This window comes from Cytobacillus oceanisediminis (assembly GCF_022811925.1).
GTDB lineage: Bacteria > Bacillota > Bacilli > Bacillales > Cytobacillaceae > Cytobacillus > Cytobacillus oceanisediminis_D.
Genome location: NZ_CP065511.1, coordinates 142,705 through 157,231 on the forward strand (window position 1 = coordinate 142,705; position 14,527 = coordinate 157,231).

Below are 14,527 nucleotides of genomic sequence, written 5' to 3' on the forward strand. Positions count from 1 at the left end.
TTATTTCAGAAAAGAAGGAATAAATTGAATTTTGCAGAAAATATACTAGGTTCGAGAAATATATTTTTAGGGGGTTGCATCATGAAAGTACTGGTTTCTTTCTTTAACCGCATTATGCAGCGGTATTTGCCGGATCCATTTTTATTTGTTATTATCCTAACTTTTGCGGTTTTTGGATTAGGTTTGATTTTTACAGATAATGGACCTTATCAAATGGTTCAGCATTGGGGAAATGGGTTTTGGGGCCTCTTGACTTTTTCCATGCAGATGGTGCTGGTTTTAGTCACAGGTCATGTATTGGCCAGCAGCACGATCTTTAAAAAAGGGTTAGGTGCAATGGCATCATTAGCCAAGTCACCCGGCCAGGCCATCCTTATTGTGTCATTCGTATCAATGATTGCAAGCTTAATTAACTGGGGATTCGGTCTCGTGATCGGTGCCTTATTTGCTAAAGAGCTTGCCAAAAAAGTAAAAAATGTGGATTATCGCCTGTTAATTGCAAGCGCTTACTCAGGCTTCGTTGTCTGGCACGGAGGAATTTCCGGTTCGATTCCATTGACCATTGCTACACCTGGACACTTCTCTGAAGATATGATTGGCGTCATCTCTACTGATCAGACCATTTTTGCCGGCTTCAATATTTTTATTGTCGTGGCACTATTATTGGTTTTGCCTTTTGTAAACCGCTTTATGATGCCGTCGAAAGAGGAGACCATTGTGGTCGATCCTGCTCTTCTTCAAGAAGACATCCAGGCAGCTTCACTTGAAAAAGGGGCGATGACACCTGCTGAACGCCTGGAAAACAGCCGCATCATCTCATTGCTGGCCGGGATCCTTGGGCTTGTATTCTTATTTTATTATTTCGCTACAAAGGGGTTTAATCTGAACCTTGATATCGTGAATTTCTTATTCCTGTTCCTCGGCATCCTTTTCCACGGAACACCTAAAAGATTCCTCGAAGCTGTCCTCAATGCAGTGAAAGGGGCTAGCGGAATCATTATTCAGTTCCCGTTTTATGCCGGGATCATGGGTATGATGACCGCCTCAGGACTGGCGGCGGTTATGTCCGAAGCGTTTGTAAGCATTTCGAATGATTACACATTCCATTTCTTCACGTTTTTAAGCGCGGGGCTTGTAAACTTTTTTGTTCCTTCAGGAGGAGGTCAGTGGGCTGTTCAGGCTCCGATTATGCTTGAAGCGGCTCAATCAATGGGAGCTTCCATTCCTAAAACAGCGATGGCGGTTGCATGGGGGGATGCCTGGACCAACTTAATCCAGCCTTTCTGGGCGCTGCCGGCTCTCGCCATTGCAGGATTAAAGGCAAAAGACATCATGGGATTCTGCGTTCTGACTCTGCTTGTCAGCGGCGTGATTATTTCAATAGGTTTTTTATTATTCTAAAGGTAAAGAGCATGGCACCCGCCATGCTCTTCTATTATGACATTCCATTATGATGATCATTTTTCATGTTATGCATATAAGACTCGATGTAGGCTCTCTCTGACTCAGATACATGCTTTTCATTTTCCTCAGGGTCAAAATCGTCAATTCCATGCTTTTTATGCCACCAGTCCACAAACATTCCTGCTCCCAGCAATACTGCACAAAAGCCCAGCAAATATAGAATCAATTTGATCACCTCTTTAATATTATATCAATTTTTCAGAAAATATTGACATATCAGCCAAGCCTATTTTGAAACTGAGGCTACACTTCTACTGTATCCGGTAGCTCCTGATAGCCCTCCTGATAAATGCGGCTGATGATTGATTCGATTGCAGGCTCTTCCACGGTTAAATCTTTGATATTATGTGTTTCGGTAATTTGGGCAATTAATTCCGAGGCTGACACTTCATCCCGGTTAAATCGGATCCAGAAGCGGCTTGCTTCTTCTTTAAACACCTCTCCGCCCTTAAGCTGGAGGCTGTGTGATGATTCCTCCAGGTCAACGATGAGTGTCCTCGTTTTGCCAAAACGCTCTTTTACCACAGCGATTTCCCCGTCGTAAACCTTTTGCCCATGGTCAATGAGAATCATCCGCTCACAGAGTTTTTCGATATCCTCCATATCATGTGTGGTTAAAATGACGGTGATTTTGCGCTCATTATTAATTTCTTTAATAAAGGTCCTCATCTTCTCTTTGGCTACGACATCCAGGCCAATCGTCGGTTCATCCAGAAATAGGATTGGCGGGTCATGCAGCAGGGATGCGGCAATATCAGCCCTCATCCTTTGCCCAAGCGACAGCTGGCGGACCGGCGTGTTCAGGAATTCATCGAGTCCCAAAATCTCCGTAAAGGTGTCCATATTTTCCTTATACCGCTTATCCGAAACCTGATAGATTTCCTTCAGCAGCTCAAACGATTCGATGGTAGGCAGATCCCACCAAAGCTGTGTTCTCTGGCCGAAAACCACTCCGATATTCTTGGCATTTTCCTGCCTGTTTTCATAGGGAATGATTCCGTTTACCTTTACACATCCTGAGCTTGGGACAAGAATGCCCGTCAGCATTTTGATGGTGGTGGACTTTCCGGCGCCATTCGGTCCGATATAGCCGACCATTTCCCCTTCTCCGATCGAAAAGCTGATATCTTTCACTGCTTCCTTCTTAATATGCTCTCTTTTTACAAGGCTCTTTACAGCGCCAAGGAAGCCTGTCTCCCTCTTGGCAATCATAAAGTCCTTCATTAGATGTTCAACCTCTATAATCGGCAATTCCAGCCCTCCTAAACGATGTCATGAACCTGTACTCTTATATCTCTTTAAACCAAGCATCCAAATATAATAGGCTACAGCAAAAAAGACGATGCCGACAAGCGGCGAAAAATACCCGATATTCTCCGGGAAAAATGGCGTTTCCTTTTCCAGAAGCACAGCCGCGGGAAAATAGTTCACAAAACCGAATGGAACGACAAAGGCTGTAAACCATTGCACGGCTTTCGGATAAATGACCAAAGGATAATTGGTAAGATTTCGGGCAGGAAACATGGCCACCCAGTAAAATTGTTCCGATTTTGTCGTCCAGAAGGCGAGTGCAGAAATCATGACAAGCAGACCGCCCTGGATGAGGATGCCCCCAACCACAGATAACAGCAGAAATAAACTTTTACCAACTGTCCAATCAAGGTGCAGTTCAAAGCTGACCCAAATAAAAATGCCGATGCTGAAGATGAACTGTCCAAAAGAGGCGACGTCAAACTTCATCGCCATGAAATGAAAAAATGGATTGATTGGCCTGACAAGGAAGCGGTCAAACGTGCCATTTAAAATGTAGGTGTCCAACCCCCTGAAATGAAAAAAGAGAATGATGCAGAACCCCCAGGATAAAACAGCGACAGCAAATAAAAACAGCATCTCGTAAAAGGTCCATGAGCCCAATTCCTGAAACTGATAAAGCATGATCCACATCGTGGCAGCGGTGCCTGTATAGGATGTAATGAGGCCGACAATCCTCATGACAAAGGCAAACCGGTACTGCAGCTGAGCCCTCACACCTGCGGAGATGAGCTTGAAATACAAATCGAAATATTTTAAAACACTCACACTTTATCCCCCCTGCACCACTACTTTTTGGGATGCGCGATTCCAGACAAACCTTAATAGCAGATAACTGGCTGCAGCCCAAAATAATTGGACACCCAGGGATAGCAGGATTTCCGCACCAGAGATTTTGCCTATAAAAATCGCATTTGGTATGTAATAGATTCCCTGGAACGGCAAGTAAAGTGCCATCTTTTCCAGCCAGCCCGGAAAAAACCACAGCGGAATGACTGATCCTGAAAGAAGGGACATGGCAAAGTAAAAGACATCGACAATGCCGCCCGTTTCAACGAGAAAAAAGGAAAGCAGCCCAAAAGACATTTCAATGCAATAGCGAATCAGGAATCCAATAAAAGCGGATACGATGAACAAAGCCCAAGTCTCCCAGCTAGAAGGCAATGTCAAATCCATAAAAATGAACATGACTGTATATAATGGGAGCAGCGCTGTCAGTATGTAAAAGGCCACACTGCCAAAATCGGCAAAAAGATAGCGGAGCGGCACATCAAATGGCCTCATTAATTCCAGGGAAATATCTCCTGTCCGGACCTTCTCCTGGATTTCCCACAGCGGGGTGCCCGCCCCATTTACTCCAGATAAAAATTGGCTGACCACAATATACGTCAGCATGGACTCAAAACTGACTCCGCCAGCTTCTTCCCTCCCGGCATATAAAGCAGTCCAAATCGAACCCCACATCAGCAGAAAAATAAGATTTGAGCCAAGCCGCGACCATACATCAAATCGATAAACGGCTGATCGAAGAAAGGCCTTCTTTGTGAAGGTCCAATATAACCGAAACCTGAACATCCGCACACCTGCTTTTTGATTTTTTTGATTATTTCATATTTTAACATAATATGGGAGCGTAAAAATAAGTTTGTTTTAGAAGTTTAAAAAGAAGGGAAACAGTGGAATTTAAGAGAAAGGGTTGGCTTTTTCAAGGGTTATGAATTAAAATAACATTTGGTTTATAAATATAAGAAAAAGGTGAATGATATTGATTGATGCATCCAGAAAGAAGTATTCTTCTACAGATCTAATAAAATTTCTCATACCGTCATTAATTGGAATCAGCTTATTCATGGTTCCAATCAAATATCAAGGGGATATTACAATTCCCATAGCCATTTTTTCAGGCTGGATCCAAAACCTGCTCGCAGACTATCTTCCTGAAATTATGACCTTTATTATTGTCATTACACTATTGGGTACATTGCTGGCAAAATTCGCTAAGCCTGCTTTTATCGAAAAAAGCCCTTTTTTCAAGAACTTATTTGACGTTCCCTATATCTGGGCTGCAGCGAGATTTATAGGAGCTGTTTTTGCTGTTATTACCCTTTTTCAAATCGGTCCTGAACAGATCTGGTCTGAAAACACAGGAGGATTGCTCTTAAATGACCTTCTGCCAATTCTGTTTTCAGTCTTTTTATTTGCCGGGCTGTTCCTGCCTTTGCTATTGAACTTTGGATTGCTTGAATTCTTTGGCGCGCTTTTAACGAAAATCATGCGTCCGGTATTTAAGCTTCCTGGGCGGTCATCAATTGACTGTGTAGCTTCCTGGCTTGGTGACGGAACCATTGGTGTTCTTCTGACCAGCAAACAGTATGAAGAGGGCTATTATACGAAAAGGGAAGCGGCCATTATTGGCACAACGTTTTCCGTCGTATCCATTACCTTCAGCCTTGTTGTTATTTCACAGGTGAATCTTGGCCATATGTTTGTGCCTTTTTACCTGACCATCACAGCAGCGGGATTCATTTGCGCCATTATCAGCCCTAGAATCTGGCCCCTGTCCCGAAAGCCTGATACGTATTATAACGGCCAGGAGGCAGAGCTTGATGAGAGCATCCCTGAAGGACATACTCCAGCAAGCTGGGGACTTAAACAGGCTGTTTCTAAAGCAAGAACAAACCAGAGCCTGCAAGCCTTCTTCCAGGATGGCGCCAAAAATATTCTGGATATGTGGATGGGTGTAGCCCCCATTGTCATGGCTTTGGGAACATTGGCTCTAATTATCGCAGAGTACACTCCCGTTTTTGCCTATTTAGGAATGCCTTTCATTCCATTGCTTGAATTAATGCAGGTGCCGGAAGCAAAAGCCGCTTCTGAAACACTTGTAGTCGGATTCGCCGATATGTTCCTGCCTTCCGTTATCGGTGCAGGCATTGAAAGCGAAATGACACGGTTTATCGTAGCTTCTGTATCCGTTACCCAGCTGATTTATATGTCAGAGGTGGGCGGACTTCTGCTTGGCTCTAAAATCCCCGTAACATTATGGGATCTGATTATTATCTTTATCCAAAGAACGCTTATTACTTTACCGGTGATTGTGCTGGCTGCCCATATTCTTTTCTAAATGGTTTCCATCAGGTTAATACTGAAAGGCTTATATGACGGGAAGTCACCGATATAATGAAATACTGGCCGATTAACATGGGTAACTGACCGATATATCAACATGTTAACCGACAAACTTGCTTTACTGACCGATATATTAAAAATCTGGCCGATTAACAAGCTTCAGCGGCTGCTATATCGGTGGAACAAGCGCTGGCCTACAATAAAAAGAGGTATCCTGAAGCGGGATACCTCTTTTTATTAGCTCTTTATATTAAAAACATTGGAAAGAACGAATTCTTCTCAAGTCTGTTCCGTAATACGTCCAGCGCCAGTTTCTCCAGCGCCAGCCGGCTACAGAGGTTCTGCCGACAAAGGTCGGATAGAACCAGAAGCTTCTTCCGTTTTGAAGCCATACAAACGTATAGCGGAATAAGCAGCCCCTTATGGCACCTGGATCAACAGCAAACGTGCTGACCTGCTGCATCTGAGGTGTGAAGCTTGGCGGCGGCCCTGATGGCGGCCCATCTTGCCCTCCAGGACCCCCTCCACCGCCAGGAGGTCCGAAACCACCGCCCGGCCCTCCTGGAGGCGGCCCTGGCGGCCCAAATCCTCCTCCTGGCGGAAATCCCGGAATACTGAATCCGCCGCCTGGAAGACCAGGAATGCTGAACCCGCCTCCCGATCCTCCGCCCGGAAAAATGCGTCCATGTTCATTCTGGTCATACATATATGGATAGTACGGATAATTTGTATAATCCATTGTTTGTGTTCTCCTCTCTATTCCCTTATTGAGACTTTCTCTGAAATCAGCAGCAGCTCAGAGCGTACCTTCTCTCTGATCCGGTCAACCACTGTAAAGTCCATGGCGTTGACATAGATTTTTTCCAACGTGTCCCGCTGGGTTTTTGCCCGTGCCAGATAAGATACGGCTTCGGTCATTTTATTTTTATAACGGGTGCTGATATCTTTTAGCTGTTCAGCGTAAATTTCATCTGTGCCTGAATTGATCGTAATTTCATACATGTCGACGATTTCATCTCCATCACGATTCGGAAAATATTCATGCGGGGCCGTGCTGTCGAATATAGCGAGGCCCAGTTCGCGTACGATGATCATATCCAGGCTGTGTGGATCAAACCCGCAATGATAGATTTCAATATCAAATCCGCGGCTCTCCGCTTCTTTTGCCAGCTTCTTCAGCATGGTTGACTTGCCGGAACCCGGACGCCCTTTTATGAAGTATCTTTTTTGAATATCCTCCGTAAGATTCGGCACAAAATCCACCGCTCCGATCGGAGTAGCTGCCCCTAAATAACGATGCTTTACACATGGTGTCTTATTTAGTTTCATATTTCCATAGAAGGTGGAAATCAGCTTTTTCGTCAGTTCATCTGCCTTCTGGAAATTCATATTTTCTATATAGATTTTTTCCCATTCATCATGAATCCTCAATGCTTCAGCAAACGTGTCATAAGCCGCTGCAAAGGAATTGCTGATCTGGCCCGACAGTACCGTGATTTCTTCTTTACATGCAGCCAGTGCCCTTGAATCCCATGCTTCCCCAAGATTGATATATTCCTCGACCGCGCCAGGTGCTTTCGGTTCGATTACATGCGGCGCTGTTCCATCGACAATGCCTGCTTTTAAAGAAGGAATGATGACGCCATCGAGCGATTGACTGTCAGACGAGCAATAAATATATTCCAGGTCATAGCCTTTTTCGGACAGATCTGCCCCGATTGCTTTCATCAGGGATGATTTGCCTGTTCCCGGTCCGCCTTTTAAAATGAATAAGCGATCAAGCCCTGCCAGGTTTGATTCGAATAAATTGTGGAACCCCCGGGCTGTATTCCCGCCGGCGAAGTATTTTAATATTTTCCCAGCCACTCTTACACTTCCTTTCGAAATGCATTTTCACCTTACAGTATGCAAAGGGAGCAGGATGGGTGAAAGCCTATTTAGAAAAGCGGAAGCGCCTTGCCCACGAAGGAACGCAGACTAAGATCGCCACGTCCTGTGGCAACGTCTGCATGACCCGCATCCTGCGGGCCTCAAGCACAAGACGAGCCTCCCGGAAAGGCGTTCTTTGCCTTTTTGGGAGGATTGGCTTGTGACCTCGAGGGGGTAGGCGCTGGAGCTAGACAATTATCGACGTTCAAAATTTTATACTTTTTTCGTAAAAAAGAGTGCCGAATCATGGTGATTCAGCACTCTTCACTTTCATTATTTTATTAAATCCGCCAGATTAGCTCCGATTGCCTTCTGCAAATCTTCCGCTTTGAGCTCCATCTGCATGCCGATTTTGCCTCCGCTGACAATCATCAGTTCAAGCTCCGCTGCCTTTGCATCGATGAAAGAGGGATACTGCTTTTTCATTCCGACCGGGGAGCAGCCGCCGCGGATGTAGCCGGTCAGCTTCTGGATATCTTTGACCGGAATCATTTCGACTTTCTTTTCGCCGGCAGCTTTAGCGGCCTTTTTCAAGTCCAGCTCGTCCTCTACGGGAATGATGAACACGTAGATCTGCTTGCTGTGGCCTTGAGCAACTAAGGTTTTATAGACAGCTTCAGGATCTTTGCCAATCTTCGCTGCCACCGAAACCCCATCTATTTTCCCGTCCTGATTGTCGTATGTAATCAGTTCATAATCCACTTTCTGAGCATCCAGCATGCGCATCGCATTTGTTTTACCCTTCGCCATTGCCTGAGCCTCCATTGGTTATTTTTCTCATTTTAGCACTTTGGGATGATTTCAAAAAGAAGCAGACTTAATAAAAAGCAGGACCCCTAAAAGGAGTCCTGCTAACAAAGCTTATTTCAAGCGATAAACACGGGCTTCATAAGGCTTAAGCGTAAATGAATCCGTATCTTCATGTGTTTCAACCGGATAGTTATTCAATAAAAGCTGATCATTAGAAAGCTTAAATTCAGCTTCAAAAGATGCTTCCTCTGTTGAAAGATTCGTAATGACGACTACCTTGTCATCATCTGATGTACGGGTATAAGCATAGATTTGCTTATCTTCTTCAAGAAGCAGATCGTATTGACCATAGGTGAAGACTTCATTTTCTTTTTTCATTCGAATCATTTTTTTATAGAACGAAAGGATGGAATCCCGGTCCTGGGATTGGACTTCCACATTGATTTCCTTATAGTTCGGGTTGAGCTTCATCCATGGCTGGCCCGTCGTGAATCCTGCGTTTTCCCTGGAAGACCACTGCATTGGAGTACGGCTGTTGTCACGGGAAGAGGCCCAGATGATATCCATGATTTCCTGATGGGACATGCCTTCCTCTTTTTTAAGGCGGTAGAGGTTTTTCACGGCTACGTCATCATAATCGTCAATGGATGGGAATTGGACATTGGTCATGCCGATTTCCTGTCCCTGATAAATAAATGGCGTTCCCTGCATCAGGAAGTACATGGCACCCATGGATGTCGCGCTCTGGTGCCAGTATTCCTCATCATTTCCCCATGTTGAAACGACACGAGGCTTATCATGATTTTCGATAAATAAGGCGTTCCAGCCATCAGCTTCCAGGCCTTTCTGCCAGCGGGTTAGAACTTTTTTCAGCTCGACAATATCAACCTCGGGATTGGTTTCTGCATCCCAAAGGCCAAGGTGTTCAAATTGAAAAATCATATCCATTTTACCCTGTTCCTCACCGACCCAAAGATCGGCTTCATCCACGGTAACACCGTTTGCTTCGCCCACTGTCATCACATCATAGTTCGCATATGTGCGGTCTTTAAATTCCTTTAAGAATTCGTGAATGCCTTCCTGGTTCATATGCATATCGAAGGAAGAAACATACTTTTGCTTCTTCGGGTTCGGCATATCAGGCAGGCCGGCACGCTTTTTGATATGGCTGATGGCATCAATCCGGAAACCGTCGATTCCCTTATCCAGCCACCAGTTCACCGTATCATATAAAGCCTCACGGACATCTTTATTCTCCCAGTTTAAATCAGGCTGCTTGGTTGAAAAAACATGCAGGTAATATTGTTCCGTTTTCTCATCGTATTCCCATGCTGATCCGCCGAAAATGCTTTCCCAGTTATTCGGTTCCTTGCCATTCTTTCCGTCTCTCCAAATATACCAGTCCCTCTTCGGGTTCTCCTTGGATGAACGGGATTCGATAAACCATTGATGTTCGTCACTTGTATGGTTCAACACAAGATCAAGAATCAGCTTCATATCGCGCTTATGGACTTCATCCATCAGCTGGCTGAAATCCTCCATCGAACCGAAATCTTCCATGATATCCTGATAATCTGAAATATCGTAGCCATTATCATCATTAGGGGATTTGTACATTGGGCAAATCCAGATAACATCTATTCCTAATCCTTTGATATAGTCAAGCCGCTGAATGATTCCCTGAAGATCGCCAATTCCATCTCCGTTTGTGTCCTGGAAACTGCGGGGATAAATTTGATATCCTACTGCTTCTTTCCACCAAACCTTCTTCATATTAACACCCTCAATTTATATAAAATTTCTTTTTCTATTATCGCGGTGCGCAAACGTTTGCATTAAGCGGTATAAAAAAAAGCTGCTTGCTTTTTAGCATTTGCATACTACTACAGTAAGTGTAACGCTTACAATTGGATTTTTCAATACCCTTTTTCATGACAAATAAGAAAAGCGGAAGCACCTTACTCACTCCCGACACCTTGAGGGGGGGGGGTAGGCGCTCCTCCTAAAAGCTAACGCTTTTAGACGTGCGATGATGATGCTGTCGAAGCGTTCCTTGTGGAGCTAGACAATTTAAATTTAAGGATATAAAATCTGGTGAAAATTTAGAAGCCGCAGCATTTTGGTCTGCGGCTTTCTCCTATATTGTCAAGCTGGCTCCACTTGAAGCTTTTCCCGGTAGGGTTTTAACGAATGATAGATAATTTTCTGCATGAAGGCTTTATCCATATCCGGCAGCAGTTTTTCAGCAAATGTCCAAGCATTTTCTTCAATTTTCAATGCTGTAAGGCAGCGTTCCTGCTCTGTTATGCAGGAATCAAGATGATTGGCCAATTCCTCCAGCTCTATATCTTCAGCATGGCCAAGCTCATGAGCAAACACAACAGTGAAATAGTCCAAAAAACGATCAGCAGAAGAAAACAGTTGATGACATTGGTTCTTAATCTCTTCCATATATAGGGTTACGGTATGTGTTCCCATGCTGTATTTTCCGCCAGCTATACGATTTCCCGGAAAATGACTCTCTAATTTAATCTCTGCCAGACTCCCCGATCTCTCCAGTAACTCCCGAACGACTAGATCCAAGCTTTCTTTCTTCAATGCATACACCTTTCTCTATTTAATAGCTTATAGGCTATTATATGAGAAAAGAATACAGAAATAAACCAATATATACCCTTTAAATTCTATGTTCAAACCAAATTAGGTTAATTTTTATCCTGCAGCAGCGATTTATGGATCCAAATGGCAGCCTGAGAACCCTCCCCCATTGCGATCGTTACTTGTTCCGAATGGGCTGCCACATCGCCTGCTGCCCAAACATTTTTGATACTTGTCATTTTTGAGCGGGGATCTGTCAGGATATGCTTATTTTCAAGGCGCTCTGCACCGAGCTGTTTCGCCAGGTCAGATTTTACTTCGTTTCCTCCAAAAGCGATAAATCCTCTATCACCTGTGATTTTTTTACCGTTTTCTAGCTGTACACCGTTGAATTTTTCGTCTTCTGCGAGTACCTTACCTATAGATTCTTCAAGATATTCAATATTTTTTTCTTTCATTTTCTCCAGTAATTTCTGATCTGCCGGCTTTTTCTCATGGTTGATAAAAACTAGATCATTTGTCCAATAAGACAATGTTAATGCCATATTCGCGCCGGCATTTCCAGAGCCAAGCACAATGGTGCGTTTATCCTTTACCTCATATCCGTCGCAGTCAGGACAGACATAGACAGAAATGCCGAGACAAGGCATTAATTCTGGGAAGGACGGCATCCGGTCCATAATTCCCGTTGCAAGCAAAATCCGTTTGCCAGAATATTTATTGCCCCTTTGGGACGAAACCACAAAACCTCCATCTGCCTTTTCAGCCTGCTCCACTTTTTCATTAACAAACTCCACTCCAAGGCGTTCCGCGTGCTTTTTCCCAATCTCCCTGAGTTCAGGGCCGCTTACACCATCAGGATAGCCTAAGATATTATGATAGCTTTTACATATCGTGGAACGCCCATCATTGGAATCAATCACCAGCACCTTATGTTTATATCTGCCCAGCTGAATGGCAGCCTGGAGTCCAGCAATCCCTCCTCCAACAATCAGGCAATCATAATTCAATTGAAATTCCTCCTTTTCGTGCCAAGATAGGCTATAGTTGTAAATTACCCAGAAAATCCTCTTCTAAATACAAAAAAGGGAGTCTCATCGCTGAAACTCCCCTAAAATTCATTTATTCATATGTGCAAGAAAGCCGCCAAGAAGAGTATCCAGGTCTTCTTCGCTTTCCTCTTCAGTTTCACCTTCTGTGTTCTCTTGCTGTTCCTGTTTGGCTTTTTCCCAATCAAAGTCAAGCAAATCATCTTCAATATCCGTCAGATCAGCTTCAGATAGATCGTCTTCTTCTAAAGCAGCAGCTGTGGAATCATACTGACTCACCGAATACCTCGGCTCCTCCTGCAGATAAAGAGCTTCATCAATATCAGAAGACCTGCTGTTCAAAGATGCCAGCAGAGATGTTGCCCGCACCGGATCTGTAATCAGCTGATAAAGGATGCTGCCGAGCAATGCTTCTGAGTGCTCATGCTTTAGCCAGTCGCGCTGAATTTTGCTTAACCCCTTGGGAAGGGGAATGGTAATGGTTTCCCGGTCTTTTGATTGAGAGCTGCTGACTCCCTGCATCACAAACTCGGCAATTTTACTCGAAAAATTCCGTTTTTCGGTTTCCTTGAGCTTTTGCAGATGCTTCAGAATATGATCAGGTGTGTCAGATGGCACCCGAAAGGATACGGATTGTCCTCTCTTAATTTCAGAAGAGGAAGCTTTACTCATGAAAAATCACCCTAGTTGGCTTTTACAGGTTTTTTATCCTGGTCTGCCTTATCTTTATTCGTTCTTCTTGAAAAATCAGAGATCAGCTTGTAATAAGCATTTGCCATCATCCAGATGCTTTCTTTTTCATCCTCGAAGAAGTCAATATTATAGCCATCCAGATTGTTATTTAATGTTTTCAGATAATCTTTTAGAACAATAGAGCCGCCGCCGACAAAGTAGCAGATTTCCGTCTGGGAGTTTTTCAGCCAAACGTTGCGGAGAAGGCGATACTGCTTCTTAGCCAGGTCAAGCAGAATTCGGTCTGTAATATCATGTACGCTTGTCCGGCTTCCCTTTACCATAATATGATTACGGTCATTCTTTTTCGTGATGATTTCCACGACATCCCTGCGGCTGTCGAGCTCAACGCCATGCTTCGAACGAATCTCCTCACGGATGGATTCTAGAGCTTCAGATACCCCAAGGTTGAAGCCCTGCGCTTTATCATCATCAACATTGCGGTTTTTAATGACAGCAATATCCGTTGATAATCCGCCAATATCCTGGATTAATATACGCTTATCAATTAAATCCTTATTGATGATGTTTAAGTTGTTATCCATTACAAGGTTGATATAAGCAGCAAATCCTTCAGGATAAACCTTTACTTCATCAAACTTGATATTTACTTTTTGCCCCTGGTACTTCGGTGTCACAAGGAACTCAACCTGATGGACAGAGCCCAGCAATTTGGAACGGTAGCCCGCATCCTTGCCTTCCTTTACTTCACGAAGTGGAAGTCCTGTTCCAAGTGTGTAGTTGGCATCAATCACATTCCCGGACTTTTTAAAGCCTGTGGAACCATCCTTCTGAACAGCATCCAATGCCAAAGCTGAGAATAGCATGACTAATGTCTGATCTTCTTCGGATTTGCTGCTGCCTGGATCCAACTCAGTAGCGTTGTCACTTTTGGTTGCCAGGTGTCCCACACGATAAATCGCATTGTTTTCTTTCAGGGCAGGGGAGTGAACTCTAATATGTATGCCTTCAAGCGGATTTTTGCTGTCAAGTTCTTCAATCCCAATAACCGGGCGGTCCTCAACATCTCTCGCAATTACATTCGGTATGTTTAATTCTGAATCCAATTTCCCAAAGATTGCTTTAATAGAATCGTTTCCTACGTCAACTGCTGCAATTCTTGAATTCGTCAAATCATTCAATCCTTTCATTCTCCATAATATAGATCTGTTGTTTTAAGAGTAATTCAGATTGAGAGATTAATCAATGAGAGGCAATAAAAAGTAATCAAAGCGTAATGACGTAAACAAATTGTAAACTTATACCTACATTGTATACACTTTCCGTATACATGTAAACAATGTTGCACACATCCTTATATGCCAACATGTACACCTATTTGTATACTTGTTTACATTTTTGAATACATTTGTAAACATTATTGCATACTTGTATTCAAGTTTGTTTACACGCAAATTCATTTGGTGTTTTTCATAAAATTTGATAGTTTAAGAGATGCAATAATATCCTGCTTGCCTCCAGGAGAAAACAATTAAACTGATTAATATTAAAAAATTTAGAAAATATATTAAATTTGTCTACTTTCTAGAAAAAAATTCCTTTAA

At 43.5% G+C, this 14,527-nt stretch carries 14 protein-coding genes; 2 read left to right on the forward strand and 12 right to left on the reverse strand.

Annotated features, from left to right (window positions below; genetic code table 11):
• Positions 1–81 precede the first annotated feature (81 nt).
• Entirely contained in the window at positions 82–1,401 is a 1,320-nt protein-coding gene (locus tag IRB79_RS00725; protein WP_243506304.1) for a short-chain fatty acid transporter, read from the forward strand.
• 34 nt (positions 1,402–1,435) lie between these two features.
• Here the strand turns inward: IRB79_RS00725 and IRB79_RS00730 are convergent, their stop codons facing one another.
• From IRB79_RS00730 to IRB79_RS00745, 4 genes are all read right to left on the reverse strand, one after another.
• Positions 1,436–1,630 carry a hypothetical protein gene (locus IRB79_RS00730; protein ID WP_019380547.1) on the reverse strand — a complete coding sequence of 65 codons (195 nt, stop codon included), beginning with the start codon at positions 1,628–1,630 and terminating at the stop codon, positions 1,436–1,438.
• Between the two features lie 77 nt (positions 1,631–1,707).
• Positions 1,708–2,715 carry an ABC transporter ATP-binding protein gene (locus tag IRB79_RS00735; protein WP_243506305.1) on the reverse strand — a complete coding sequence of 336 codons (1,008 nt, stop codon included), beginning with the start codon at positions 2,713–2,715 and terminating at the stop codon, positions 1,708–1,710.
• A 21-nt stretch (positions 2,716–2,736) separates the two neighbouring features.
• On the reverse strand, positions 2,737–3,543 hold the full coding sequence (locus IRB79_RS00740) for an ABC transporter permease (protein WP_243506306.1): 807 nt from the start codon (positions 3,541–3,543) through the stop codon (positions 2,737–2,739).
• A 3-nt stretch (positions 3,544–3,546) separates the two neighbouring features.
• Entirely contained in the window at positions 3,547–4,350 is an 804-nt protein-coding gene (locus IRB79_RS00745; RefSeq protein ID WP_243506307.1) for an ABC transporter permease, read from the reverse strand.
• A 184-nt stretch (positions 4,351–4,534) separates the two neighbouring features.
• Between IRB79_RS00745 and IRB79_RS00750 the strand changes: the two genes are divergently transcribed.
• Positions 4,535–5,899: a YjiH family protein gene (locus tag IRB79_RS00750; RefSeq protein ID WP_243506309.1), complete on the forward strand. Its 1,365-nt coding sequence runs from the start codon at positions 4,535–4,537 to the stop codon at positions 5,897–5,899.
• Between the two features lie 255 nt (positions 5,900–6,154).
• On the opposite strand, the gene IRB79_RS00755 is transcribed toward IRB79_RS00750, so the two are convergent.
• The 8 genes from IRB79_RS00755 to IRB79_RS00790 form a co-directional block, all read right to left on the reverse strand.
• Entirely contained in the window at positions 6,155–6,643 is a 489-nt protein-coding gene (locus tag IRB79_RS00755; RefSeq protein ID WP_243506311.1) for a hypothetical protein, read from the reverse strand.
• 17 nt (positions 6,644–6,660) lie between these two features.
• Complete coding sequence (locus IRB79_RS00760; protein ID WP_243506312.1) at positions 6,661–7,770, reverse strand: PRK06851 family protein; 1,110 nt, start codon at positions 7,768–7,770, stop codon at positions 6,661–6,663.
• Between the two features lie 336 nt (positions 7,771–8,106).
• Positions 8,107–8,583, reverse strand: a complete 477-nt coding sequence (gene ybaK, locus IRB79_RS00765) for a Cys-tRNA(Pro) deacylase (protein ID WP_243506313.1) — start codon at positions 8,581–8,583, stop codon at positions 8,107–8,109.
• Positions 8,584–8,694: 111 nt separating this feature from the next.
• On the reverse strand, positions 8,695–10,356 hold the full coding sequence (locus IRB79_RS00770) for a glycoside hydrolase family 13 protein (protein ID WP_243506314.1): 1,662 nt from the start codon (positions 10,354–10,356) through the stop codon (positions 8,695–8,697).
• Between the two features lie 372 nt (positions 10,357–10,728).
• Complete coding sequence (locus tag IRB79_RS00775) at positions 10,729–11,190, reverse strand: hypothetical protein (protein ID WP_243506315.1); 462 nt, start codon at positions 11,188–11,190, stop codon at positions 10,729–10,731.
• Between the two features lie 98 nt (positions 11,191–11,288).
• Positions 11,289–12,191: an NAD(P)/FAD-dependent oxidoreductase gene (locus tag IRB79_RS00780; RefSeq protein ID WP_243506316.1), complete on the reverse strand. Its 903-nt coding sequence runs from the start codon at positions 12,189–12,191 to the stop codon at positions 11,289–11,291.
• Between the two features lie 108 nt (positions 12,192–12,299).
• On the reverse strand, positions 12,300–12,902 hold the full coding sequence (locus IRB79_RS00785) for a hypothetical protein (RefSeq protein WP_243506317.1): 603 nt from the start codon (positions 12,900–12,902) through the stop codon (positions 12,300–12,302).
• 11 nt (positions 12,903–12,913) lie between these two features.
• Positions 12,914–14,095: a ParM/StbA family protein gene (locus IRB79_RS00790; protein ID WP_243509688.1), complete on the reverse strand. Its 1,182-nt coding sequence runs from the start codon at positions 14,093–14,095 to the stop codon at positions 12,914–12,916.
• Between the last annotated feature and the right edge of the window lie 432 nt (positions 14,096–14,527).

Excerpts from the sequence above, each read along its gene's own strand:
- IRB79_RS00750 (WP_243506309.1), top strand. The coding sequence starts at position 4,535 with ATGATATTGATTGATGCATCCAGAAAGAAGTATTCTTCTACAGATCTA.
- IRB79_RS00745 (WP_243506307.1), bottom strand. The coding sequence starts at position 4,350 with ATGTTCAGGTTTCGGTTATATTGGACCTTCACAAAGAAGGCCTTTCTT.
- IRB79_RS00785 (WP_243506317.1), bottom strand. The coding sequence starts at position 12,902 with ATGAGTAAAGCTTCCTCTTCTGAAATTAAGAGAGGACAATCCGTATCC.
- ybaK (WP_243506313.1), bottom strand. The coding sequence starts at position 8,583 with ATGGCGAAGGGTAAAACAAATGCGATGCGCATGCTGGATGCTCAGAAA.
- IRB79_RS00725 (WP_243506304.1), top strand. The coding sequence starts at position 82 with ATGAAAGTACTGGTTTCTTTCTTTAACCGCATTATGCAGCGGTATTTG.
- IRB79_RS00755 (WP_243506311.1), bottom strand. The coding sequence starts at position 6,643 with ATGGATTATACAAATTATCCGTACTATCCATATATGTATGACCAGAAT.
- IRB79_RS00770 (WP_243506314.1), bottom strand. The coding sequence starts at position 10,356 with ATGAAGAAGGTTTGGTGGAAAGAAGCAGTAGGATATCAAATTTATCCC.